We start from the raw sequence: 22,997 nt of genomic DNA on the forward strand, positions 1-22,997 counted from the left end.
GGACGGGTGTGACACATGTGGTCCGGACGGGCGCCGGCCGGTCCGCTCAGGCCGGCGTCGGCTCCGTCCGCGCGCGGGCCTTCTCCAGGCCGCGCACCAACGGTGGTGCGGCGAGCCCGAGCAGGATGAAGAGCGCCGCGAGGACCAGCCAGCCGGTCGCCGCCGCGCCGACGACCAGGGAGGTCATCAGCCACGGCCCGGCGAACTGCTGGAGCCCGCGCCCCAGGGAGAACACCGCCTGATACTCGCCCTGCCGGCCCGCCGGGGCGAGCCCGAAGGACAGGCCCCAGCTCGCCGACGCCTGGTACAGCTCGCCGAGGACGAGCACCAGCGCGCCGCCCAGCAGGGCCGCGCTGTCCAGGAGCGCGCCGTGCCCCCCGCTCACCGCGAAGACCAGGCAGGAGGCCCCCAGCGCCCACCCCGCCCAGCGCAGCATTCCTGCCGCTCCCGCCGGGGTACGCGCGCCCTTGCTGACCGCGACCTGGAACAGCAGCACCAGGACGGTGTCCAGGATCAACAACCCCGACACCAGCAGCGCGGGCGCGTCGGTGCTGGTGACGATCCACAGCGGCAGACCGACCGTCAGCAGCGGGTGGTACAGCTCCAGAGCGCCGCACACCAGCGCGACCGCCACGTAGCGCACGTCCCGCAGCGCGGCGCTGCGCAGCACCCCGCCCGGCGCCTCGGCGGCAGGGGCCCGAAGCCCGGCGCCCGCGGGCAGCCGCATCCTGAGCAGTACGGCCACGGAGACCAACTGGAGGGCGGCGTTGGCGAGGACCGTGGTGTACAGGGCGGTCGAGGTGCCGGCCGCGATGGCGGCTCCGGCCAGCGCGGCGCCGCCGAGGAAGCCCAGGTTGAACAGGCTGCGCATCTGCGCGCTCACCCTGACCCGCTCCGCCTCGCCCACCAGCGCGTCGGTGAGGGACGCCTGGAGCGCGCCCGCCGAGGTCTCCAGGACCGCGATGGCACAGGCGACCGCGAGGAACGCGGCGAAGCCGTCCACCAGGCAGTACGCGGTGAAGCAGGCGGCCGCGAGCAGGAAGTTGACGGTGAGCACCCGGCCCGCGCCGAGCCGGTCCGCGAGCCGGCCGATGGGCACGGTGCAGAGCAGACCGCAGAGCCCGGCCACCGACAGGGCGAGGCCCACGCGCTGGGCGGGGATGCCGATGGTCCGGGTGAAGAACACGGCGCTGGAGGTGAGGAACACCCCGAGCCCCAGGGACTGGATGAGCGTGAGGACGCCGAGTCTGCGCGCGTTCCCGGCGGCCGGAAGGGTCTCCCGGAACCAGGCGCGCAGTACGGCGCCGTACCGGCGTTCCTCAGTCATGCGGCTCAGCTCCCTCGGCCCGCTCGGTCCGCAGCCCGTACACCTCCATCGCGGTGTGCACGGCGGCGCGCACCCCGGCGGCGCTCCGCCCCCGGAACCGGAAGATCCCGCAGCCCTCGTCATAACTGCCTGGCCCGGTCATGATCTGGCCGATCGCGGGCAGTTCCTCGTGGTAGATCTCGGGGACGGCAGACCTGGGCGAGGTGCGCGCGACGACCCGTCCGGGCAGCTCGCGCGGAGCGGGGTAGATGAGCCAGCCGCCGGCCCGGGGCCCGACCGGTTCGGACGGCTGCCACAAAGGGGGCAGACCCAGGGCCGCACGGAACGCCTCGGCGAACAGGTCGATGCCGTAGAGGTCGACGTGCAGGAACGGCACCTGCGCACCGCCCGGCCGCAGCCCGACCTCCAGGAACACCAGCTCGCCCCCCGGACGCCGGATCGCCTCCAGGTGGAACGCGCCGTCGCGCAGCCCGAGCGCCCCCAGGCAGCGGTCGGCGAAGGTGGTGAGCTCGTCGCGCTCGGGGCCCGGGTCGAGCAGGACCGAGCCGAGCGGGCGGCCGTGCGCGTAGTCCAGGCAGGTGTGGACGTACTGGGAAGCGGTGACGAAGTGGAGGCGGCCGGAGCGGCGGACGCCGTCGACGTGGAAGATGTCCCCGTCGACGTACTCCTCGCACTCGTACGCCTCGGGGTCGACGCCCCCCAGCGCGTCACGCAGCTCGTCGACGCCGCGGACGACCGTGACTCCCTGGGAGCCCGCCGCGGCGCGCGGCTTGAGGACCAGCGGCAGACCGCCGAGGGCGTCGACGACCGCCTCCGCCGAGGGTGCGTCGTCGAGACGCAGGAACCGGGGAACCCGCAGTCCGGCCGCGCCCACCGCGCTCTTCATGGCGGGCTTGTCCTTGAACCGCTCGACGAGGTCGAGACCGTAGCCGCCGGGGACGCCGAGTGCGGCCGAGAGCCGGGCGGCCGTCAGGATGTCGTACTCGGACTGGCCGAAGACGGCCTCGGGCGTGCCGTGCCGGTCCGCGATCTCCCGTACGAGGGGCAGCAGGTCGTCGTGGGCGAGGCTGTCGCACACATGGATCTCGGTCGCCCCGTCCTGGTCGAGCGCGGGCAGCCCGCCGGGCGTGGTGAGATACACCGTCCGGCAGGGGTGCCCGTCGAGGAAACGGTGGTATTCGCCGAACTCGTCGCCGGAGCGGTTGAGGACGACGTACAGGGGTGTGGTCCGGTCGGTCACGCGTCCGCTCCCGGTCGCAGGGTGTCGGGCAGGCAGGCGTCCAGATCGGCGGCGCTCACCCGGCCGAAGCCGGGCGCGGGCCGGTCCCGGTGGGCCGGGGTTCTGGCCAGGAAGGCCGCCGTACGAGGCTCTCCGGCGCCGCCGAGGCGCTGCCAGACGAGCTCGGCGAGATCCGGCATCACCGGGAACGCCAGCAGGGACAGGCCCTTGAGCCACCAGTAGGCGCCGTCCTCGGCCGCGTGGGCGACCGCGTCGTCGGCGCACCAGCGGTCGAGCGCCGCGACCGCGCGCCGGGTCGAGACACGGGCGGCGTCGAGCGCCGCGGACTGCTCGGCGAGCAGGGATTCCAGGAGGTCGGCGACGGCCGGGGCGGGCGCCTGCGGGAGCCCCTCGGGCAGTCGGCTCCAGGCGGCGTCGATCCGCTTGCCGAGGCCGTCGGCGAGCGTGGCGTTCGCGGTCCGAAGGAAGGCCGCCGTCTCGAAGCTCGCCGCCCCGGACTCCAGATCGGCCCCGGCGAGGTGGTACCGGACGGTGTCCACGCCGATGGCGGGCGACGCGGCGATGTCCGCCGCCCAGACGGCGTGCCGGGCGCTGGTGGAGAACTTCCGCCCGGCCAGCCGGTAGAAGTTGTTGATCAGGCACCGGTCGTACGGCTTCATGTCGCCGTGCAGCAGGCTGGTGCCGACGATCGAGACCAGGGTGGGGATCACGTTGTCGACCCCCAGGGTGGTGAGGGTGGTGACCCCGGAGTCCGGGTCGAAGGCGTTCACGCCGGTGCCGGAGAGCCGGCCGTGGACGGCGCCGGCGACGCGGGCGAACATGAAGATCCCGGCGTACGGGAAGAGGGCGCGCGGCACGCCCGGCTCGGATCCGGGCAGCGGAACCCCCCACGTCTGCGGGGCGCTCAGCCGTACGGTCAGGCCGTCGCGCTCCAGGAAGCGCGCCACGGTCGCCCGGTAGCGGTCGGCTACGCCCAGGTCCACGAGCGTGGTGTCCAGGAGGCCGCGGTCCGGCAGCCGCAGGAAGAGGCTGGAGATCTCCCGCCAGGTCAGCGGCCCCTCGTCGAGCAGGGGGCGCGGCTCGACGACCGACTCGGGCAGGAAGTGCGCACTGCACTCCTCGCAGAAGTAACTGGCGATGCCCGCACCGCACTCGGGGCAGCGGCCCTGGAGCCAGCCGCCCACCACCCAGCGGTCCGACACCGCGCAGTGGGGCACACGCTCGGTGCGTGTCAGCACCGCGCCCCGGGCCGTCAGCCGCTCCATCGAGGCGGCGACCTCCTGCTCGAACTGCTCCCGCCAGGGCTGCTGATCGGGGACGATGAACGCGTCGACGCCGATGCGCATCGCGGTCAAGTCGTCCTGGATGCGCTGTCCGTAGCGGGCGGCGACCTCGCCGGGCGTGGAGTTCTCGGCGTGCGCCTTGAGCGCCACGTACGACTCGTACACATCGCTGCCGGTGATCACCAACGGCAGGTCGCCGCGGACCCGCAGGTGCCGCGCGATCATGTCCGACCACAGGAACGGGCCGCCGATGTGGCCGAGGTGCAGGGGGCCGTTGGGCGTGGCCTCGGGCGGCACCAGGAGGTAGTGCCGGGGGGTGTGCGTGTCCCCGGTCAGCAGGCTCATGTCCGCGGTCTCCCGTCGAGCAGGTTCAGTGCGTCCTCGGCCATGGTCGGGGCGAGTCGGTAGCCGGAGCCGGAGCCGCCGATGGCCATGACCACGTCGCCGCCGCCGACCGTGTCCACGACCGGCAGATGGCCGGGGGTGAAGCAGTCGCTGAAGACCCGGCCGCCGAGCAGGTGGGGCAGGAATCCCGGTACGTGCCGGGCGAGCAGGGTCCGGGCCAGTTCCCGGTCGCGGGCGTCGATGGCGAGCGGTTCGTCGGGGCCGCGGTCCCAGTCGGGCGAGGTGATGCTGAAGATCCAGTGGCCGCCGGGGCGGTGGGGCAGCAGGAAGGCGTCGGCGTCCTCCAGGACGAGTGCCGGGGCGCCCGGCGGGGGCGGCGTCATGATGTGGAACGCCACCACCTTCTTGACCCGGGCTCCGCGCTCGCGGGCCGCCGCCGCCACCGGGCCGTCGAGGACCCAGGGGCCGGGCGCGAGGACCGCCTTGGCGGCGGTGATCCGGCTGCCGTCGGCGGCGACCAGTTCGACGCGCCCGTCCGTACGGCGTACTTCGGTGACCCGGAAGCCCTCCAGGAGGGTGTTGTCCGGGCGGCCGAGGACCTCGTCGAGAAGCCGGTCGGTGAGCCACTGGGGCTGACCCACCGTCATGGGGGCGGTGGACAGCAGAACTTGGTCGTCGTCGTGGGCGAGTCCGGGGAACGTCCGGTCGAGCAGGGCCCGCTGTTCCTCGGTGACCGGGCGGGTGCGGCCGCCGTCGGCCATGGTCGCGTCGAGGGCGGCCGTTTTCTCGCGCGTCACCAGCCAGCGGACGTCGACCGGCGCGCGTCCGGCGTCGCCGAGTCCGGCGGCGAGCTCGCCGAAGAGCGCGGTGCTGCGGGCGGCCAGGGCGCGCTGGGCCGGGTTGTGCCCCGTGGGCGTGTCGAACCCGGCCGAGAGACGGGTCGCGCCCGTCCCCCGTCCGGCGTGCGTGATCACGGCGACGCGGCGGCCCCGGCGCACGGCGTAGTACGCGGCGAGGGCGCCGACCGCGCCCGCGCCGACGACGGCGAGGTCGTAGTGGGGCGCCTCACCGGTCCCGGTGGTGCGCTCACTCATCGGGCGCCGACCACCAGAAGGAGTAGATCACCAGTTCCTCGCCCTGGTCGGCGAAGATCTCGTGGACGGCCTGCGCGGCGAAGCCCACCAGGGAGCCGGGCCCGACGAGCGACCGTTCGCCGTCCACCTCCAGGGTGCCGGATCCGGCGTGGACCACCCAGATCTCCTGGACCGTGTGCTGGTCGGGGGAGCTGGTCCCGCCCGGCGGCACGGTGAAGCGGGCCGCCTTGAACGGCACGCGGGGGAAGACCGAACGGGCGAAGTCCGCCTCGGCGACGGTCACTCCGTCGGGTTCCACCTCGGTCGGACCGAAGGGGACCAGGACGCCGACCGCCTCGGCCTGGAACTGCGGGACCTGACGAGCGGTCATACGGGATACCTCGTCTCACCCAGCATGCTGTTGAGGATGACCGCGCTGCGCCAGGCGAGCAGGCTCAGGTTGGGATCGGCGACGCCCCAGGAGTGCCGGGCGCCGTTCTGGAGGTAGATCCGGTTCTCCGCAGGCCCGTCCCAAGCGACCGAGAAGTCGTCGCCGACGACGAGCATCCCGCTGTCCCGCCGCAGCCGAGCGTCGAGTGGAGCCATGAAGTCCGGCAGCGCGTAGGCGTATCCGGTGCTCAGGATCACGATGTCGGCCGCGAGCACAGCGGGCGCGTCGCCCGGGCCCGAGGACTCGACGGCGAGCTTCCATTCGTCGGGGCCACCCTCGATCGCGGTGACCGCGCAGTCCGCCAGGAAGCGCAGCCTGTCGGCGTTGTTCTCGATGAACTCGTCGCGGTAGCTCAACCGGTAGATGTCCTGGAGGACTTGGAGGTCGATGCCGTCGCTGGTGTACTTCTGCCGCTCCAGGAGCCGGGCCTTGTGGTCGGAGGGCAGCGCGTGGAAGCGGCGTACGTAGTCGGGCGTGTAGAGGTCGTTGGCGAACGGCGAGTCGTCCATCGGCAGGAACGACGAGCGCCGGCTGACCCAGGTGATGCTCCTGGGGGCCGCTCCGGCCGCCAGGTGGCGCACGATCTCCGCGCCGCTCTGCCCGCCGCCGACCACGACGACCCGCCGTCCGGTCACCTCGGGGGCCCGCAGCAGGAACTCCCCGGAGTGGAAGACGGTGGGGCCGAGTAAGGGACGGAACGGCTCGGGGACGGACGGGGTGAGCCCAGTGCCCAGCACGAGGTGACGTGCCATCACTTCGTGCTCGCCGGTGCGGAGGTGGAAGGCCCCGTCGTGGAAGTCCACGCTGTGTACGTCGGCCCCGAACGTCAGGCTCGGCAGCCGCCCGGCGACCCACTGGAGGTACTGGTTGAACTCGGCGCGCAGGACGGCCGGGAAGTCCGCGGCCAGGAACCGGTAGAGCCGGCCCTTACTCGCCAGGAACGACAGGAACGAGAAGGGACTGGTCGGATCGACCAGCGTCACCAGGTCCTTGAGCAGCGAGACCTGGAGGGTGGCCTCGGGCAGCAGCAGTCCGGGGTGCCAGGAGAAACTCTCACGGCGTTCCAAATGGGCGCCGCGCAGCCCTTCGACCGGATGCGCGAGCGCGGCGAGGCTCATGTTCGCGGGGCCGATGCCGACGGCCGCATAGTCGCGTATGTGTGTGTTGTCGAGTATGTGTGTGTTCATGGTGGGAACCGCCGGGTCAGGCCGGGACGACGAGGTCGCCGAGCGCCTGCCAGCGGTCCAGGGCGCCCTGCGGCGAGTCGGCGGTGAACAGGGCGTGGCCGAGGCGCGAGCGGCAGTCCTCTACGCCCGGGATGGTCTCGCCCGGCGCGAAGTACACGGCGGTCTCGGTGACTTCCGGCAGCGCCTCCAGCTCCATCCACCCGGTGAGCTCCCGGTACGAGGAGCGGCCCGCGGCGGAGAAGAAGCGGATGCCGGCGCTCTCGGCCTGCGGCCGCGCGAAGGCGCCGGCCGCCTCCAGGCCGACGCCGAGCGCGGTCGCGACGGCCACCCTGGGCAGGCTGACGCCGGTCACGAGCCGCAGCAGCTCCACGATCCGGTCGCCCGGCAGCCGGGCGCCGATCTCGATGAGCACCGGACCGTCGGCGGTCAGGCGCAGTTCGCAGTGGAAGGGGCCGCTGGTGATGCCGACGGCGCGCACGACGTCGCCGACGTACGCCTCGACGTTCTTCAGGGTGGCGTCGTCGACCGGCGCCGGGGTGAGGTGGCCCAGCTCCACGAAGTCGGGCTCGGGCCCGAGCAGCGTGCGGCTGAGGGCGACGACGGTGACCTCGCCGCTCTCCAGGACGTAGCCGTCGGCGCTGAACTCGGGGCCCTGAACGTACTCTTCGACGAGCACCCGGTGCTCGTGCAGCTTGCCCATGTCGGGCTCCGGGTCGGTCACGAGCCGCTGGAACGCGGCGGTGAGCTGGTCGAGGTCGTCGGCGCGGCTGACGTGGATGCTGCCGGAGCAGGCGACCGGCTTCAGCACGCAGGGGAAGCCGACTCGTTCGGCCGCGGCGCGCAGTTCGGCGTCGGTGGTCGCCTGGGCGAAGCGCGGCGTGCGCAGCCCGGCTTCCGCCACGGCGGCTCGCATGACGCTCTTGTCCCGGACCCGGTCGACGGTCGCCACGGGCAGGCCGGGCAGGTCCAGTGCCGCGGCGACGCGCGCGGTCGCCGTCACATAGATGTCGGAGCCCGGCAGCACCGCCTCGAACGGCTCGGCCCGGTGCAGTTCGAGCGCGGCCGCTTCGAGGGCGGCCTGGTCGTTGGTCTCCACCGTCAGCACCGAGTCGGCCGCCGCGCGCACAGCGTCGGAGAGCCGGCGGTCGCCGGAGTCGGCGGTGGCGACGACGACCCGCAGTCCCATCTCGGCCGCGACGCCGATCAGGGTGGCGCCTCCGGAGGAGGCGGGTTCGACCACGAGGACGCGGGCAGGACGAAGTGCATCTGTGTGCGGCAAAGCGAAATCCCCCGGGGCAGAGCTGTGAGGACCGGACTCACCATCGCGATCCTGGTCGTGATCTTTCTATCCGTGCGCCTCGGCCCCGGTCAATGGATGACCGCAAAATTGTCTGCGAGAGCGGACCTGAGCCGCATATTTTCCGGACCAGGAGCCCTGTCGGCGCCTGTTCGACTCCCGGCAGGGTCGAACGCCGTTAGGGCTCACCCTCTTCGGTCTCGCCGATCATGCCCTTGCTCTCCTCCGTGGTGGTTGCTTGGGTCCTCAGGTGTCCGGTGGCTCCGCAGCACCGTGGTGATTGCCCGGTGGATCCCGGTCAGCTGCATGAGAGGCATCCTCGGCGGCAGCAGAGGCGGGCATGGCGTCAGCGTCGGTCCGCGATGGGTCATCAGCGTGGCTGGACGGCAAGGGCCGAGCCATGCTCAGCCCGATGGAAGCGGCGAGAACGACGACGATGACGGCGAGGCTGACGAGTGAGGGAATCTCCGGCACGGCGGTGCTGATCGTTTCGTGGGACGCCTGAAGGATGAGCTTGACCCCGATGAAGGCGAGGATGAGCGCCAGGCCCTTGCTGAGGTAGTGGAAGCGGTCGAGCAGCCCGGCGAGCATGAAGTACAGCGCGCGCAGTCCCAGGATGGCGAAGGCGTTGCTGGTGTAGACGATGAAGGCGTCGCTGCTGACGGCCAGGACGGCGGGCACGCTGTCGACGGCGAAGACGAGGTCGGCGGCTTCGATCGCGGCAACGACGGCGAGCAACGGCGTGGCGACGCGTTTACCGGCCTCCTTGACGAAGAAGTGGGGGCCCGCGTACTCGTCCCGCACCGGGACCACCTTGCGAAGCAGCTTCACGGCGATGCTCTTGCCGGGGTCGAAGCTGTCGTCCTCCTCCTTGTAGATCTTGTATGTGCTGTAGAAGAGGATCGCGGCGAAGACGAACAGGACGGCCGTGAAGCGGCTGACCACCGCTACACCGGCGGCGAGGAAGATGCCGCGGAAGACCAGGGCGCCGAGGACGCCGAGAAACAGCACGCGGTGCTGGTAGGCGCGCGGCACCTTGAAGTAGCCGAAGATCAGGGCGAAGACGAAGAGGTTGTCGACCGACAGGCTCTTCTCCAGAAGCCATGCGGTCGTGTACTCGACTCCGGCCGTCGTGCCGACGACCGCGAACACCACGCCACCGAAGACGATCGCCAAGCCCACCCAGACACCGCTCCAGGCGGCGGCCTCGCGGAAACCGATGACGTGTTCCCGCCGGTGCGCGAGTAGATCGACCGCCAACGACACCAGCACGGTGACGGCGAACGCCATCCACATCCACAGCGGCACGTCATGCACGGCTCCGACCTCTCCAGCATCATCGACCGGCAGTCTTCTAACGAGTCTGGGCCATGCGAGGGGGGCTGTCTCCCCGATGCCGGTGCACGGCCGCTGACCGGGACGGCTCTGCGCTCACCGGCACTGGCCTGCTCAGGAGCCCACCAGGGCGGTCGTCCGCTGCCGTGCTCATCGAAACCATGCGGGCGTGGAGAGTTCCGGGCGTATGCCGCGCTCGGCTCGGGCGAGGACGACGGCGCTGGACAGCAGCCCGACGTGGTCGAGTGCCTGCGGGAGACCCGCCGCGGTGCCGGTCGAGCAGCGAGCAGAACAGGGGCGGAGCGTCGAAGCGGGGCACGCACATGAAGCCGACGGTGCTGTCGCGGCCCACCAAGGCGCACGCGCGGCCGTCGCCGATGAGGCCGTGGTCCTTGATCGGCAGTAGCCCGCCGACGGTGCCGGCGCCCACTCGTTCATGCGTGACCAGTAACCATCGAAGGCGAGCCGGATCACTCCGAGGGTTGCAGCGGGCGAGATGGCCAGTCCAGGAGGCGGGCGCCGAGGGCCGCGGTCTGCAGGATGTATCGCTGGTCGGGGTCGGTGGGGTCATGGCCGGTGAGTTGCCGGATACGCGTGAGCCGGTAGGTGACGGTACGCACGCTCACACCCAGCCGACGTGCCGTGGTCGTGTTCAGGCAGCCACTGCTGAAGTACGCGTTGAGGGTTTCCAGGAGTGCCCGGGGCCCGCTGCGTGCCTCGTCCAGGCCGCCGAGGACGGTGGCCACCAGGTCGGTGATGGCGGCGCGGTCCCTGCCGAGAACCTGGAAGACCAGCAGGTCAGAGGCGTCCACGCGCGGGGCGGTCAGACCGAGCTGGACAGCGAGGTCGAGGGTGCTGCGTGCCTCCTGGTACGAGCGGACGATGCCACTGGGACCGGGCCGCGGGCGGCTGACGGCGACGCGGCAGGGCTCGTCGACAGCACTGCGCACAGCGGTGGCGAAGAAGTCCGGAACATCCGGCACCGCGCCGGGCGATACGCACACGAGCAGACCGTCCTTGGTGGTGATCAGCCCGTCCTGTGTGGTGAACCGGGCGGTCAGCGCCTCTTCGACGTAGCGCGTGGTGTCGTCGCCCGCGCCGAACGGCTTGCCCGCCCGGGCGACGGACACGCTGTGTGGTCCGACCAGCCGCAGCCCGAAGCGTTCGGCCCGCTCGGCGAGGCGGCCCAGGTCGGTTCGGCCGTCGAGGAGGTCGTCGACGAACTCCCGCCGCATCGCCTCCTCGCCCCGAACGGCCGCACGATGGGCGGTTTCATAGCCCTCGGTCAATGCCACGGTCGCCTCGCCGATCGCACCGATCAGAGCGGAACCCACCTCCCTCAGGTCTTCGGGCTCCAGAGCTCGCCCGGTGCCTGACAGATCCGTCCAGACCCGGTGGACGGAGGTGAGGTACTCGGCGACCAGTTTGCGCAGGGCTGTTCCGCGGTCGGCCGCCGTGGCGGCGAGCTGCCGTAGTCGCTCAAGGTCCTCGGGGGGAAGTCGCCGTTTGCCGAGGGAGGCGACCACGAGCTGGTTCAGGTGGGGTTCCAACCCCGCCGCCGCGGGTTCCTTTCCTTTGACGGTCGCGGCATCCCGGACGGGAACCGTGGCGGACGGTGCCACCGGATCCGGGGCTTGGGGACGCTTTCCTGTCGGCATGCTCCCATTTTGCCGAAGGACGGCAAAGAGTGAGGGGCCGAGACGGCCATGTTTGTGCCTGCTCGGCAGGCGTCCAGCCGATGCGCCCGGGTAATCCGTGAGTGACGCGCCGGTGGACGACCCTGCGACCAGGGGGCCCCTGCCCATGGAAATCCTGCCCGTGATCGACCTGCTCCGGGGCTCCGAGGCCGCCCCTGGTGGTGCCCGTACCTCAGGTGCCGGAGCGGCGATGCACTCCGCGACCGAGTCCGCGTTCCCCGAGCACAGGTGATCGGTATGAACCCCTCGATGGACGACCGGAGCGTCCTGGCCGAGATGGAGCGCCGCCTCTCCCAGGAGGACCCCGAGTTGGTCGGGCTGATGGACGCGCTGAACCATCAGTTTCCCGACGCCCAGGCCGACAGGGATGCCCTTGAGGACGTAGACGCCCACGACGAGGCAGAGCCCCATGAAACCGACGACCTGCGCCTCGACTGGCGCTGGAAGGCCATCATGGTGTTCGCCGTCGTGCTGGTGGCGGGTCTGATCCTCACGGCGGTTTTCAACCGGTCGGCCTCGGCCGACGACAATCACGGGCCACTGAACAGCCGTGCTCCGGCCGTAGCCGTTAACCCGCATGGCAGACGGCTCCCGGGCCCGGGCGAGCATCCGGGCTCCACCGACCGCGGGGTTCCTCGTGGCCGACTCCGACGTCGTCGCCGTGCCCGCCGCCGCCCGGCTGAGACGCCGTCAGAACCTCTGCCGTACGGGCGTACGTGGCAACCGGCAGCGGCTCACCGTCTTGCTGCCTCTCTGCCACCTGCCCAGCGAAAGTGATCCGCCCATGACCAGGAAAGCGACGTCCACCGTCATCCACCCCCATCGAGTGACACCGGCAGCAGACGGACGCCGTGCAGGTACCGGCCCGTGGACACCGCGACACGTCGGTCCCGGCGTCGGGCCGCCTGCCCCGGTCCGCAGGAGAAGGTCATGAACAACTCGGTACGGATGGGTCGCGTTCTCGGTGTGCCACTGCGCATCCACTGGACCGTGCCCCTGCTCGTGGTGCTTTTCGGTTACAGCCTGGGCAGTCAGACCCTCCCGGCCATGATCCCGGATCAGTCGAACGCCACCTACACCATCGCAGGCCTGGCCGGGGCTCTGCTTCTCCTGGTGAGCCTGTTGGCCCATGAGGCCGCCCACGCGATCACGGCTCGCAAGAAGGGCATCACCGTCCAGAGCATCACCCTGTGGGCCCTGGGCGGCATGACCCGGATGGGCAGGCCTCGCACGCCCGGCTCGACTTTCTGGATAGCCGTCAGTGGGCCGCTCACCAGCCTGCTCGCGAGTGCGCTGGCGCTCGGGGCGGGCATCGGGCTGAACACGTTGTCCGGGGCAGCCGTGCCCGCGGCCGTCCTGCTCTGGCTCGGCTGGGTGAACCTGGTCCTCGCCGTGTTCAACCTGCTGCCGGCCGCCCCGCTCGACGGAGGACGGGTGGTGCAGGCGCTGACGTGGTGGCGTACCGGAGATCAGGACCGCGCCGAGCGAGTGGCCGCACGAGCCGGTCAAGTCCTCGGCGTCGTGCTGATCGGACTCGGGTGGATCGTCGTCCTGCGCGGAGCCCTGAGCGGTCTGTGGCTGACGGTCATCGGCTTCTTCGTCGTCATCGTCGCCGGGGCGGAACACCAACGTGCGAGGCTCGCTCCTGCCCTGCGAGGCATGCGAGCGGCGGATGCCATGACCAGCCCCGTCGAGACGTGCCAGGACTGGCTGACCGTGCAGCGCTGCATCGATGACGTGGCCGCGGACACCCGCCACTCCGCACTGGCCCTGATCGACTTCGAAGGGCGCCCCAGCGGTCTGGTTCACCTCCCGCGGCTCGCGAGGATTCCCGCCGAACAACGGGACACGCTTCGTGTCCGCGACGTGGCGACCCCCTGGGCACGCTGTACGACCTGCGCGCCGGACGAGATGCTGCAGGACGTGCTCGAAAAGCTCTCCCCGGGCCGCGCCCTGCCCGTCCTCGTCACCGAGGGGCAGAACCTGACGGGCATGATCACTGCGGACGACATCTCCCGGATCGTCCGGCGTCAGGCGCTCCGCGGCACGGAAAGTCGATAACGGCCATCAGGGGTGGGTGTCGGTCGATGGGAGCGTCACAGCTTGGAAGGGTGCGGTGGTGGCGGTGGCGGCGGAATCCGCTGCGGCGGCGCAGTGACATCGTCGAAGCGTGGCTGTTGCTCGCCTCGTGGCTGGTCGCACTGGCCGGGGGCCTGTTTGCGGGTCTGGCAGCGGCAGCCGCCATGAAAGAGTCGGCGGAGAGGCAGCGGGCGGAGCGGCGTGAGGTCACGGCCGTACTCGTCGAGGACGCGGAGGACCGGTTGCCCGAACGGGCACCGAGTGGCTACCGCGTCTGGGCAACAGTGCGCTGGACGGCGCCGGAGGGTTCCACGCACACGGACGAGGCAAGAGTGCCGTCCGGGACCCCGGCCGGACACACGGTCACCGTGTGGGCGGACCGGAACGGCAAGATCGCGGCTGAGCCCCTGACCCATGAGGAGACCCGGTGGCACGCGATCTCGGGAGGCGCGCTGACCGCGTCAGGGGCGGGCGGGGCAGTGCTGGCTGTTGGCTGGGTGGCTCGCCAAGGACTGGAGCGGCACCGCATGACGCGGTGGGCTGCGGAGTGGGAGCGCATGAACACCCAAAAAGGAGGGAAGACGGACTCACCCTGAAGGGTGGGAGAGGCACCGGCCCTTGGGAGGCACTCCGCTCGCACCGCGGATGGACGGCGCCAGGCCGCGTCCCGTCCTGTGCAGGGACGGGCGACCTGCACCGCGGCAGGGGGCCTGCTGCCCCGCCCTGCGCCCTGCTCGGGAAGGCTTGATACGTGGCTCGACAGCTCGCTGGCCGGGTCGTTCTTGTGCAACCCCAAACCGAAATCGGGGCCTCGAAGGTGCTGAACGCGGCCCGGCTCCGCGAGGCGGTCCTGCCTCTTCTCGTCCTGGCCGGCGGCACCACCGCGATGGGCGTCATCGTCGCCACCGGGTGAACAAGGCCGTGGGCGCCATCGTGAACAGCTCTGGCACAGCGGCCGTGCAGCCGCCCCTACCGCTCCCGGACCATGCCGCGCTCCCATGCCCAGGCGGCGATCTCGACCCGGTTGCGGGCGTCGATCTTCTGCTGGATGTTGGCCAGGTGCGTCTTGACGGTGGACAGTGACACCACCAGCTGGTCGCAGATCTCCTGGTTGGTGCGGCCCACCGCGACGAGCCGGGCCACGTCCAGTTCCCGTTCGGTCAGCGGGCAGGCGGCCGGCTCGGGCCGCGTGGCGGACAGTTCCTTCAACAGCCGGACGGTGACGGCGGGGGAGACGAGCGCGTCGCCGCGGGCGGCTGCCCGCACCGCCTCGACGAGCAGGCTGGGCGGGGCGTCCTTGAGCAGGAAGCCGCAGGCTCCGTTGCGCAGCGCGGTGTGCACGTAGTCGTCCTGGTCGAACGTGGTGATCACGACGACCCTCATCGGGGTGTGGATCCCGGGGCCCGCCAGTGCCCGGGTGACGTCCAGGCCGTCCAGTTTGGGCATCCGGATGTCGACCAGGCACACGTCCGGCCGCAGCCGGCGGGCGAGTTCCACGCAGGCGGCGCCGTCGGGGGCCTCACCGATCACCTCGATGCCGGGCTGGGCGCCGAGGATCAGCCGGAAGCCCATGCGGACGAGCTCCTGGTCGTCCGCGATCAGCACCCGGATCGCCGCATCGTTCACGCCGGTGATCCTGCCACAGCGGCCAGCACCGGGAAGGCGGCGGTCAGCCGCCAGCCGCCGTCGTCGGTGGGTGCGGCGGTCAGCGTGCCCTCCACCGCCTCGACGCGTTCCCGCAGGCCGATCAGGCCGAAGCCGCCGCGCCCGCCGACCGGGCCGGAGTGGGGCGCGGCCGGTGCCGTGTTGTACGCCTCGACCCGCAGCCGGTGCCCGTCCACATCGATCCGTACGGCGACCACGGCGCCGGGCGCGTGCCGGCGTACGTTGGTCAGCGCCTCCTGCACCACGCGGTGCACGGACGTCTCCACCTCGGGGGCGAGGCGCACCTCGCGGGCCGCCGCCGCCACGTGCAACTGGGCGTCCTCTTCGTCTCCGGAGAACGCGGATACCAGACGGGCGAGTTCCACCCAGACCTCGCCGGGCCGCACGCCCGCGTGGTCGTCCTCGCGCATGACCCGCACCAGACGGCGCATCGAGTCCAGTGCCTCCGATCCGGACCGGGTGATGTTCTGCAGCAGCGGTTGGACCTGTTCCGGGGCGGTGTGCTGGAGGGCCAGCGCGGCATTGGCCTGGACGATGATGCCGGTGACGTGGTGGGCGACGAAGTCGTGCAGGTCGTGGGCGAGTTCCAGGCGCTGGTGCTGGCGTACGGCGGCGATGTCGCGGGCCCGCCGCTCCTCCGTCAGCCGTGCCCGCAGGCCCCAGGCGAGAGCCAGGCCGGCGCCGAGCGCCATCAGCACGGACCCGCTGAGGGCGTTCTGGCTGTCGTTCTGGATGTCCCCCGGCAGCAGGCGCAGCGGGATCACGATGACCGCCACGCTCAGTGCGGCCGAAACGGCCACCGCGGTCCTCGGGCCCGGCACCGCCCACACCGCGCGGGACAGCAGCACCAGCAGAGCGACGCTCTCCAGCGCCCCGAACGTAGCGGCAATGTCCGGGCCCGCCCACGTGGCGATCACGGCCGTGAGGACCAGCGAGCCGCCCGCGACGAGCACGGCACGTACCCGCACGCTCGGCCGACGAGAGGGCCACAGCAGCGCCATGCAGGCGAGCGGGCCGGACACCATCTGCAGCAAGCTCGTCCAGCGGTGGTCGGGCGCCCCTTTGGCGAACACGTCGAGCAACCACAGCAGGCCGAGGAAGATCCAGCCGGCGGCGATCAGCGCCCGGCGGAGCAGCGGAGTTTCGGAGTACACGCCCAGCAGGATACGGAAGCGGCGATTCCCGGCGGACTCGGCCGAATGGCCGATGTCCGGCCGCCACAACCGGCCGTCCGGCCGAGCCTGCCGGGCACCCTGCGCCCCGATCGTGGACGGCATGCAACTGATGATCACCGTCCTCTCCGGGGAGACCGCCCGATGAACATCCCCTCCGCCGTCCTGACCGGCACCGGCCTGTTCAAGTCCTACGGCATGACCCGCGCCCTGGCCGGCGTCGACATCGACGTGCTGGCCGGCGAGTCGCTGGCCGTCATGGGTCCGTCCGGCTCCGGCAAATCCACCTTGCTGCACTGCCTGGCCGGGATCGAACGGCCCGACTCCGGTGAAGTCCTGCTGGACGGCAAGAGGATCGACCAGCTCCGTGAACCGGTCCGCAGCGAGCTGCGCCGCACCGCGTTCGGCTTCGTCTTCCAGTCCGGCCAGCTGCTGCCGGAACTGCCCGCCGACGAGAACGTGGCCCTGCCGCTGATGCTCGGCGGCACAGCGCGCCGGGCAGCCGTCGAGCAGGCCCGGCAGTGGTTCGGGCCGCTCGGCCTGCAGGGCGTGGAGAGCCGGCGTCCCGGACAGCTGTCCGGAGGTCAGGCTCAGCGGGTCGCCATCGCCCGGGCCCTGGTCGGACGCCCGAAAGTGATCTTCGCTGACGAGCCGACCGGAGCGCTGGACCAGGCCACCGGCCTGGAGGTGATCCGCCTGCTGGTGGACGTCAGCCGCAGCCAGGGCGCCGCCCTGGTCGTCGTCACCCACGACGCGAACGTGGCCCGCTGGTGCGACCGCACGGTGCAGGTCCGCGACGGCGTGCTGGCCGGAGGCCAGGCTGAGACGGCGACCGGCGCCGAGGCGAAGGCGGGGCACCGGCGATGAGGGCACTGGATCGCACCACCTGGGCGCTGACCTGGCGGCTCACCCGGGCCGGCGGACGCACCGGCCTGCTCGCCACCGGGCTCGCGGTCGCGGCGGCGGCCGTGTCCACCACCCTGCTCCTGCTGTGCGTCGCGATGAACCTGGGCTTCCAGCACCGCTCGGACCGTGCCGATTGGCGGAACCCGGCGGAGTCCTCACGTCCGGTGGCCGTCGAGGCGGTCGGGACGACCTTCACCCGGGGAGCGCCCGTCACCGTCGTGGACGTCGCCCGGTTGCCCGGACGCACCGCTCCCGCCCCGCCCGGCCTCGACCGCTTCCCCGCCCCCGGCGAACTGTGGGTCTCGCCGGCGCTCGGGGCGCTGCTCGACCGGCTGCCCGCCGACCGTCACCCCGTCCCCGGCACGCCCACCGGAACGCTGGGCCGCGAGGCGCTGGCGCACCCCGGCGAACTCGTCGCGGTGGTCGGACACCGCTCGACCGACCCGGCGGTCACCACCCCGCGCGAGCCCGATCCCCGCCGGGTCGGCGACATCGCCTCCCCCACCCGCGTCGCATCTTTCACCGGCGCGCCGCTCACGGACGGCATGGGCGGGACGTACGAGTCCCTGGCCCGACTCGCCACCGTCCTCGTCGTCGTTCCGCTGCTGGTGCTGGGGGCCTCCGCCGCCCGGCTGTCGGTCTCCCGCCGAGACCAGCGGCTCGCCGCACTACGCCTGGTCGGCGCCACGCCGGGCCGTGTCGCCGGGCTGACGGCCGCCGAGGCGCTGCTGACCTCGGCGGCCGGGGCACTGCTCGGCGTCGTGGGGTACGCGGCGCTGCTGCCGGTGGCGGCGAGTCTGCCGCTCGCTGGCGGCGCCTGGTACCCGGCCGACCTGTGGATCGGCGCACTACCGCTGCTGGCGGTGACAGCCGGGGTGGTCGCGCTGGTCGTGGTCAGCGCGCTCGCCGGGCTGCGTCAGGTGGTCGTCGGCCCGCTGGGCGTGGCACGCCGGTCGCGCAGCCGGGGAGCGAGCGCCGTGCGGGCGGTGGTCTTCGTGGCCGTCGTCGCCTCATACGGCTGGATCACCAAGAAGTACGGCAGCGACGACTCCATGGCGCTGTTCGCGTTCGCCGCGCTCTTCCTGGCGCTGGCCGTGATCGGGCCCTGGGTGGTCCGGCTGCTCGGCAGGATCGTCACCGCCCTGGCCAAGCGGCCCGCGACGCTGCTGGCCGGGCGCCGGCTGCTGGACGATCCGAAGGCCGCCTGGCGGATCGTCTCCGGGCTCACCCTGGCCGGTTTCGTCGCCGGGTTCTTCGCCCTGCTCACCCTGGACGCCACTTCCTCGTGGGGAGGACGGCCCGACCAGCTCGCCATCGCCGTCCCTCACAACAAGGTGACGCAGGTACGGACGCGGGCCGAACAACGTCTGCACGCCGCCGGGGTGACCGCGGTGATCGGCGTGGACGACGGCTACGTGGCCCAGGGCCCCTACGACAGCCGCCAGGTCACCGCCACCGTGTCCGGCGGCCCGGCCGACCTGGACCGCGCCCGTACCGCGCTGACGGGCCTGATCCCCGACCAGTACCCGATCACCGGGCCCGAGGTGAACTGGTCCGAGGCACGGTTCACCCGGGACTTCACCACCATCACCCGGATGGTGCTCGTGGTGACGTTCGCGGTCGCCATCACCTCGGCCGGGATCACCGCGGCCGCCGCCGTCCTGGACCGCCGCCGCACCTACGGCCTCCTGCACCTGGCCGGGACCCCACTGCGGGTCCTGGACGCCGCCCGCAGCCGGGAGACGCTGATCCCGGTGACGGTGCTGGGGGGCGGTGCTGTCGTGGCGGGGCTGCTGTGCGGGGGATCGGCGATGCTGGCGGGCGGCGGCTCGTCGTTCGACGCGCGCGGCGTGATCGTTCTCGCCGTGTGCTGCGCCGCCGGTGTCGCCGGAATTCTGGCGGCCGGCGGGCTGAGCCGTCCCCTGCTGCGGTCGGTCACCCGGCAGGCGGGGGCACGGGGGGAGTGAGAGCCGCGGGGGCTGGGCCCGGCGGCCGGGCCCAGCCCCCGCAGCACGGAGCCGGCGCCGACGTCAGGCGCACGGCATTCGCGTCGTACCGGCAAATTTCCGGAATCTTCAGTTCTGCGGCCGAGAGGCCCCCCGGCGCTCTCGCGACCAGTGAGCCGTCTAGTTCCGTCGCTACGCCGGAGCCGACCGAATGCTCAAGCCTCTCCCCGGTCATCAATCCCGCCCGTACTGCCGACTAGCCCGCCCGCAAGCCGCCCGGCTTGCGTGAGCGCATGCGTGCGACGGTTCGGGCGGAGGTGGTCGAGGTGGCGCACCGGCTCTTCACCGAGCAGGGGTTCGACCGGACGACGGTCGACCCGATCGCCGCCGAGGTGGGCCTGTCGCGCGCCAGTCTCTTCCGGTATTTCGGCACCAAGGAAGAGATCGTCCTGGGACGCCTGGCGGGCTCCGGCCGCCATGTCGCGGAGGCGCTGGCCGCCCGTCCCGACGACGAGCGGCCCTGGGAGGCACTGCGCCGGGCGTTCGACGTCCTGACGCGGATGAACGAGGCAGCGCCCGAGCAGGCACTCGCCTGTCTGCGCATGCTGCAGGAGACACCGTCGCTGCGCGCCGGGCACTACGAAAAGCAACTGAGCTGGCAGGAACTGCTGGTGCCGGAGATCGCCCGGCGGCTGGGCGTCAGCCCTGACCGGCCCGAGGACACCAGGCCGAACGCACTGGCCGCCGCCGCCCTAGTACTGCAACGGTGCTTGCCGTGACTGATGGCCAGTTCAGGGGCTGTGTCCGCGTCGTTTGTAGTGGCTGGTGCGGGCCTGGTGCTGTCGTCGTCGGCGCCAGGTCGACCAGTGCAGGATGTGCTCGACGGGTGTGGGTCGGCGGTCGGTGAGGCGGGTGATCAGCCGTCGTATCTCGGCGAGGCTGAGGTGGATGAGCTGGGAGGATCCGTTTCTGCTTTCCCGGCGTCCAGCTCGCGGGCTCGCAGGACGGTCAGGCAGGCGTGGGCAGCCATGGCCAGGGTCATGTGCCGGTGCCAGCCGGGATAGCGGCGGACCTGGTAGTCGTCCAGGCCGCATTCCTGTTTCGCGCTCTGGAAGCACTCCTCGATGGCCCACCTGCTGCCCGCGATGCGGATCAGGTCGTCAAGCGTTGTCTCAACCGGGCAGTAGGCGATGTAGTAAGAGATCTCCCCGGGTCGGCTCACGCTGCGGCGGGCGAGGACCCAGTGGCGGCGGTCGGGTCGGTGCCAGGGCCGGACCTCGACGCGTGCCCAGTCGTAGATCCGCGGGCCGTGAGCCCCGGTGCCGCAGGAACGGCGCTTCCATTTCTGCCGGGCAAGACCGTTGAACAAGTCATGGACGGGATGGTCGATCGCCCAGCGGGTGACCACGGTGTCGTGGCGGGTGGTGGCCATGACGTGGAAGACGTCCGCCCGCTCCAGCTCCGACCGCCAGCCTTTGCTGAACCCGTAGGCGGCATCCGCGGTCACCCACCGAAACGGGACCCTGTCCGCCATGGCGCGGCGGACCATCGCCTTCGCCATGGCCACCTTGGTCTCAAAGGCGACCTCGTCGTCGACGCCGGCCCGGCGGCACCTTTCACGGTCGTCGGTCCAGGATGCGGGCAGATACAGACGCCGGTCGATCAGAGTCCGCCCGCGGCTCGTGGCGTACGCGAGGAAGACGCCGACCTGGCAGTTCTCCGTCCGCCCGGCGGTGCCGGAGTACTGCCGCTGCACCCCGGCCGACCGCGTCCCCTTCTTCAAGAAGCCCGTGTCGTCCACGACCAGGACGGCGTCCTGGTCGCCGAGGTTGTCGACCACGTACTGACGCACGTCGTCGAGCACCTCATCCGCGTCCCACTCGATCCGGTTCAGCATCCTGTGGATACGATCCGGGCCTTCGTGGCCGGCTTCCTCCGCCAGCGTCCAGCCGTTCTTCCGCTGCAGCGGAGCGATCAGGCCCCGCATATAAGCCAGTGCCGACTCCCGCGGCTCCGACCTGCTGAAACGGTGCACGAACCGCTCATGCACAGCGTCCAGTTCACCCGCCCACAACCTGACATCAGCAAGGTCCCCACCCATGAACACACCAACGACCAACCTGGCCATCAGTCACGGCAAGCACCGTTGCAGTACTAGCCTGCCTTGACGTGGCCGCCACGGGATGGGCGGCCTGCGAGGGTACTGTCCCGCCGGCCGTCCTGCTCGACCGGGCGATGGGCGCGTTGAGGGAGCAACCGGGCCCGCCCGCCCCGCCGGTGCGCTTCCACGCTCGCTCCGCCACGGCGGGAAAGTGGCTGCTACCGCACCGAGTACACGCCGCAGCCCGTACCGTCGGTAGGAGTATCACCGCCGAGTCTGTGCGCGCTGGCCGAAGTCGTGCCTTGAGCTGCCGGCTGAGGCAGTCGCTCAGATGCGCCGAGAAGCCGGGGCAGGCGCGCCAGGTCCGGATACCTTGCGCGGCCGTACGTGTGCGGGCTCCTCGCGCATCTTCCGGGCTGCAGTGCGCGCTCCCGGGCAGCGAGTCCTGTGACCCGCATGCACCTGACGCGACGTCAGGTAAGTCGGCATCTGGTCAGCATCAGTTCCTGCGCATCCTGAAAAGGCTGTCCGGACAGGCACGTGGTCGGGGGCTGATTGGCGCGGAAGCCCAGGCCGGGAGCCCTGCCCCCAATGACAAGCGATGTTCCTCACAATCGTCGACTGCGACGCGTGCCCGTGTAGAGTGAAGACCGCCCTTGACCTGCACAAAGCAGGCAGGGAGCCGTCTTCCAGGAGTCCAAAGTGCTGCGTACTCTGTTCAAGTCCAAGATCCACCGAGCCACCGTCACCCAGGCCGACCTGCACTACGTGGGATCCGTGACCATCGACGCCGACCTGCTCGACGCCGCCGATTTGTTGCCCGGCGAGCTCGTGCACATCGTGGACATCACCAACGGGGCCCGGCTGGAGACGTACGTCATCGAGGGCGAGCGCGGATCCGGTGTGATCGGGATCAACGGGGCCGCGGCCCATCTCGTCCACCCCGGCGACCTCGTGATCATCATCAGCTACGCCCAGGTGACGGACGCCGAGGCGCGGGCACTCACCCCCCGGGTCGTGCACGTGGACCACGACAACCGGATCGTGGCCCTCGGCGCCGACCCGTCCGAGCCGGTACCGGGCTCGGACCAGCAGCGCAGCCCGCAGGCCGTCCGGGCCTGACCGACGTACAGGGGACAGGAGCGTGTCCATGAGCGACCCGGAGATCCGCGACGACCGGGCGGCGGGCCGGCTGGAGGCCGTGTCCGGCGGTGAAGTCGTCGGCCGCATCGAGTACTTCGTGCTGGAAAGCCCCGAGCGCGCGCTCGTGCCCGTCCACACGATCGTCGAGCCGGCCCACGAGGGCCAGGGCATCGCCGGGTCGCTCGCGCGCGAGCTCCACGCCCTCGCCGGCCGCGAGCACAGCGCCGTCGCCTCGCTCTGTCCGTACGTCACCAAGTGGGCCGAACGCCACCCGGACGAGGCGCAGCCGACCGACGAGGCCCTCCTCGCGGCGGCGAAGGACTGGCTGAGGGCGCATCCCGGCCGTTTTTGAGATCCCGGCCCGCTTTTTGAATTCAGCCGCTTTCAGGATCCCGGCCGCTTTCGAAGGCCGTTCCCGTCATCCCGGTCCCATTACCCCACCTGGTCCCCTCCCCGTCCCGCGGGGGAGTGACTGCGGAGGCGGGTGCCGGGTAGGCGGGGGTAGTCCAGAGCCGGAGCCGTCCTACTGGCTGGAGGACCTGATGACGAACCCGATTCCCGACCCCGTGCCGCCGGCGCCGACACCGGGCCCGGATCCCCAGCACCCGGAGCCACCGGGCCCCGATCCCGTGCCGAACCCGCAGCCCCCGCCGGGCCCGGAGCCGACCCCGCCTCCGCCGGCGCCCACGCCGCCACCGGGCCCGCCCCCGCCGGCGCCCCCGGGCCCCGACCCCGTGCCGGGCCCCGACC

Annotated in this window: 23 protein-coding genes; 10 read left to right on the forward strand and 13 right to left on the reverse strand. The window is 71.7% G+C overall.

Annotated elements, in window-relative coordinates:
* Positions 1-46: 46 nt before the first annotated feature.
* The 10 genes from A4E84_RS35445 to A4E84_RS35485 form a co-directional block, all read right to left on the reverse strand.
* Positions 47-1,327 (reverse strand): MFS transporter, encoded by a 1,281-nt coding sequence (locus A4E84_RS35445; RefSeq protein WP_062930470.1) that lies wholly within the window; start codon positions 1,325-1,327, stop codon positions 47-49.
* Positions 1,320-2,567 (reverse strand): ATP-grasp domain-containing protein, encoded by a 1,248-nt coding sequence (locus A4E84_RS43120; RefSeq protein ID WP_062930471.1) that lies wholly within the window; start codon positions 2,565-2,567, stop codon positions 1,320-1,322. The genes A4E84_RS35445 and A4E84_RS43120 overlap by 8 nt, the downstream gene beginning before the upstream one ends.
* Positions 2,564-4,195: a class I tRNA ligase family protein gene (locus A4E84_RS35455; RefSeq protein ID WP_062930472.1), complete on the reverse strand. Its 1,632-nt coding sequence runs from the start codon at positions 4,193-4,195 to the stop codon at positions 2,564-2,566. The genes A4E84_RS43120 and A4E84_RS35455 overlap by 4 nt, the downstream gene beginning before the upstream one ends.
* A complete protein-coding gene (locus A4E84_RS35460; protein WP_062930473.1) occupies positions 4,192-5,289 on the reverse strand; it encodes an NAD(P)/FAD-dependent oxidoreductase in 1,098 nt (365 codons plus the stop codon). Before A4E84_RS35460 ends, A4E84_RS35455 begins: the two co-directional genes overlap by 4 nt.
* Positions 5,282-5,659 (reverse strand): cupin domain-containing protein, encoded by a 378-nt coding sequence (locus tag A4E84_RS35465; protein WP_062930474.1) that lies wholly within the window; start codon positions 5,657-5,659, stop codon positions 5,282-5,284. The genes A4E84_RS35460 and A4E84_RS35465 overlap by 8 nt, the downstream gene beginning before the upstream one ends.
* Positions 5,656-6,906: a lysine N(6)-hydroxylase/L-ornithine N(5)-oxygenase family protein gene (locus A4E84_RS35470; RefSeq protein WP_062930475.1), complete on the reverse strand. Its 1,251-nt coding sequence runs from the start codon at positions 6,904-6,906 to the stop codon at positions 5,656-5,658. Before A4E84_RS35470 ends, A4E84_RS35465 begins: the two co-directional genes overlap by 4 nt.
* Before the next feature lie 16 nt (positions 6,907-6,922).
* Positions 6,923-8,146 (reverse strand): ATP-grasp domain-containing protein, encoded by a 1,224-nt coding sequence (locus A4E84_RS35475; RefSeq protein WP_062930476.1) that lies wholly within the window; start codon positions 8,144-8,146, stop codon positions 6,923-6,925.
* A gap of 303 nt (positions 8,147-8,449) precedes the next feature.
* Positions 8,450-9,520 carry a TerC family protein gene (locus A4E84_RS35480; protein WP_079129236.1) on the reverse strand — a complete coding sequence of 357 codons (1,071 nt, stop codon included), beginning with the start codon at positions 9,518-9,520 and terminating at the stop codon, positions 8,450-8,452.
* 37 nt (positions 9,521-9,557) lie between these two features.
* Positions 9,558-10,109: a trehalase-like domain-containing protein gene (locus A4E84_RS45285; RefSeq protein WP_418082240.1), complete on the reverse strand. Its 552-nt coding sequence runs from the start codon at positions 10,107-10,109 to the stop codon at positions 9,558-9,560.
* Positions 10,009-11,196 carry a helix-turn-helix domain-containing protein gene (locus A4E84_RS35485; RefSeq protein ID WP_079129238.1) on the reverse strand — a complete coding sequence of 396 codons (1,188 nt, stop codon included), beginning with the start codon at positions 11,194-11,196 and terminating at the stop codon, positions 10,009-10,011. The genes A4E84_RS45285 and A4E84_RS35485 overlap by 101 nt, the downstream gene beginning before the upstream one ends.
* 145 nt (positions 11,197-11,341) lie before the next feature.
* On the opposite strand from A4E84_RS35485, the gene A4E84_RS45290 reads away from it, so the two are divergent.
* The 5 genes from A4E84_RS45290 (at position 11,342) to A4E84_RS45295 (ending at position 14,227) form a co-directional block, all read left to right on the forward strand.
* Positions 11,342-11,467: a hypothetical protein gene (locus A4E84_RS45290; protein WP_257784358.1), complete on the forward strand. Its 126-nt coding sequence runs from the start codon at positions 11,342-11,344 to the stop codon at positions 11,465-11,467.
* A gap of 5 nt (positions 11,468-11,472) precedes the next feature.
* Entirely contained in the window at positions 11,473-12,012 is a 540-nt protein-coding gene (locus tag A4E84_RS35490) for a hypothetical protein (protein ID WP_062930478.1), read from the forward strand.
* Between the two features lie 153 nt (positions 12,013-12,165).
* On the forward strand, positions 12,166-13,296 hold the full coding sequence (locus A4E84_RS35495; RefSeq protein WP_062930479.1) for a site-2 protease family protein: 1,131 nt from the start codon (positions 12,166-12,168) through the stop codon (positions 13,294-13,296).
* 50 nt (positions 13,297-13,346) lie between these two features.
* Positions 13,347-13,910 carry an Rv1733c family protein gene (locus tag A4E84_RS35500; RefSeq protein ID WP_237305049.1) on the forward strand — a complete coding sequence of 188 codons (564 nt, stop codon included), beginning with the start codon at positions 13,347-13,349 and terminating at the stop codon, positions 13,908-13,910.
* Between the two features lie 188 nt (positions 13,911-14,098).
* Positions 14,099-14,227: a hypothetical protein gene (locus tag A4E84_RS45295; RefSeq protein WP_257784359.1), complete on the forward strand. Its 129-nt coding sequence runs from the start codon at positions 14,099-14,101 to the stop codon at positions 14,225-14,227.
* 56 nt (positions 14,228-14,283) lie between these two features.
* Here A4E84_RS45295 and A4E84_RS35505 read toward each other — a convergent pair whose 3' ends face one another.
* Both A4E84_RS35505 and A4E84_RS35510 read right to left on the reverse strand, forming a co-directional pair.
* Positions 14,284-14,940: a response regulator gene (locus tag A4E84_RS35505; protein WP_062930481.1), complete on the reverse strand. Its 657-nt coding sequence runs from the start codon at positions 14,938-14,940 to the stop codon at positions 14,284-14,286.
* Positions 14,937-16,256, reverse strand: a complete 1,320-nt coding sequence (locus A4E84_RS35510; protein WP_237305050.1) for a sensor histidine kinase — start codon at positions 16,254-16,256, stop codon at positions 14,937-14,939. Before A4E84_RS35510 ends, A4E84_RS35505 begins: the two co-directional genes overlap by 4 nt.
* A 39-nt stretch (positions 16,257-16,295) precedes the next feature.
* Here A4E84_RS35510 and A4E84_RS35515 point away from each other — a divergent pair, with 39 nt between their 5' ends.
* The 3 genes from A4E84_RS35515 (at position 16,296) to A4E84_RS35525 (ending at position 19,782) form a co-directional block, all read left to right on the forward strand.
* A complete protein-coding gene (locus A4E84_RS35515) occupies positions 16,296-17,018 on the forward strand; it encodes an ABC transporter ATP-binding protein (RefSeq protein ID WP_062930482.1) in 723 nt (240 codons plus the stop codon).
* Positions 17,015-19,024: an FtsX-like permease family protein gene (locus tag A4E84_RS35520; protein ID WP_062930483.1), complete on the forward strand. Its 2,010-nt coding sequence runs from the start codon at positions 17,015-17,017 to the stop codon at positions 19,022-19,024. The genes A4E84_RS35515 and A4E84_RS35520 overlap by 4 nt, the downstream gene beginning before the upstream one ends.
* A gap of 272 nt (positions 19,025-19,296) precedes the next feature.
* Positions 19,297-19,782, forward strand: a complete 486-nt coding sequence (locus A4E84_RS35525; RefSeq protein WP_079129239.1) for a TetR family transcriptional regulator — start codon at positions 19,297-19,299, stop codon at positions 19,780-19,782.
* A gap of 137 nt (positions 19,783-19,919) precedes the next feature.
* Here A4E84_RS35525 and A4E84_RS35530 read toward each other — a convergent pair whose 3' ends face one another.
* Positions 19,920-21,104: an IS701 family transposase gene (locus A4E84_RS35530; protein ID WP_062931743.1), complete on the reverse strand. Its 1,185-nt coding sequence runs from the start codon at positions 21,102-21,104 to the stop codon at positions 19,920-19,922.
* A 702-nt stretch (positions 21,105-21,806) separates the two neighbouring features.
* Between A4E84_RS35530 and panD the strand changes: the two genes are divergently transcribed.
* Positions 21,807-22,226 (forward strand): aspartate 1-decarboxylase, encoded by a 420-nt coding sequence (gene panD / locus A4E84_RS35535; protein WP_062930484.1) that lies wholly within the window; start codon positions 21,807-21,809, stop codon positions 22,224-22,226.
* A 28-nt stretch (positions 22,227-22,254) separates the two neighbouring features.
* Complete coding sequence (locus tag A4E84_RS35540; protein ID WP_062930485.1) at positions 22,255-22,599, forward strand: GNAT family N-acetyltransferase; 345 nt, start codon at positions 22,255-22,257, stop codon at positions 22,597-22,599.
* Positions 22,600-22,997 lie beyond the last annotated feature (398 nt).

The sequence above is a fragment of the Streptomyces qaidamensis genome (genome assembly GCF_001611795.1).
Classification (GTDB): domain Bacteria; phylum Actinomycetota; class Actinomycetes; order Streptomycetales; family Streptomycetaceae; genus Streptomyces; species Streptomyces qaidamensis.

What these genes read in the sequence shown, in the direction of transcription:
- A4E84_RS35530 (WP_062931743.1), bottom strand. Translation starts at nt 21,104, where the DNA reads ATGGGTGGGGACCTTGCTGATGTCAGGTTGTGGGCGGGTGAACTGGAC.
- A4E84_RS35445 (WP_062930470.1), bottom strand. Translation starts at nt 1,327, where the DNA reads ATGACTGAGGAACGCCGGTACGGCGCCGTACTGCGCGCCTGGTTCCGG.
- A4E84_RS35520 (WP_062930483.1), top strand. Translation starts at nt 17,015, where the DNA reads ATGAGGGCACTGGATCGCACCACCTGGGCGCTGACCTGGCGGCTCACC.
- A4E84_RS35515 (WP_062930482.1), top strand. Translation starts at nt 16,296, where the DNA reads ATGAACATCCCCTCCGCCGTCCTGACCGGCACCGGCCTGTTCAAGTCC.
- A4E84_RS35460 (WP_062930473.1), bottom strand. Translation starts at nt 5,289, where the DNA reads ATGAGTGAGCGCACCACCGGGACCGGTGAGGCGCCCCACTACGACCTC.
- A4E84_RS35470 (WP_062930475.1), bottom strand. Translation starts at nt 6,906, where the DNA reads ATGAACACACACATACTCGACAACACACACATACGCGACTATGCGGCC.
- A4E84_RS35485 (WP_079129238.1), bottom strand. Translation starts at nt 11,196, where the DNA reads ATGCCGACAGGAAAGCGTCCCCAAGCCCCGGATCCGGTGGCACCGTCC.
- A4E84_RS45285 (WP_418082240.1), bottom strand. Translation starts at nt 10,109, where the DNA reads ATGACCCCACCGACCCCGACCAGCGATACATCCTGCAGACCGCGGCCC.
- A4E84_RS35495 (WP_062930479.1), top strand. Translation starts at nt 12,166, where the DNA reads ATGAACAACTCGGTACGGATGGGTCGCGTTCTCGGTGTGCCACTGCGC.
- A4E84_RS45290 (WP_257784358.1), top strand. Translation starts at nt 11,342, where the DNA reads ATGGAAATCCTGCCCGTGATCGACCTGCTCCGGGGCTCCGAGGCCGCC.
- A4E84_RS35525 (WP_079129239.1), top strand. Translation starts at nt 19,297, where the DNA reads ATGCGTGCGACGGTTCGGGCGGAGGTGGTCGAGGTGGCGCACCGGCTC.
- A4E84_RS35510 (WP_237305050.1), bottom strand. Translation starts at nt 16,256, where the DNA reads ATGCCGTCCACGATCGGGGCGCAGGGTGCCCGGCAGGCTCGGCCGGAC.
- A4E84_RS35455 (WP_062930472.1), bottom strand. Translation starts at nt 4,195, where the DNA reads ATGAGCCTGCTGACCGGGGACACGCACACCCCCCGGCACTACCTCCTG.
- A4E84_RS35540 (WP_062930485.1), top strand. Translation starts at nt 22,255, where the DNA reads ATGAGCGACCCGGAGATCCGCGACGACCGGGCGGCGGGCCGGCTGGAG.
- A4E84_RS35490 (WP_062930478.1), top strand. Translation starts at nt 11,473, where the DNA reads ATGAACCCCTCGATGGACGACCGGAGCGTCCTGGCCGAGATGGAGCGC.
- A4E84_RS35465 (WP_062930474.1), bottom strand. Translation starts at nt 5,659, where the DNA reads ATGACCGCTCGTCAGGTCCCGCAGTTCCAGGCCGAGGCGGTCGGCGTC.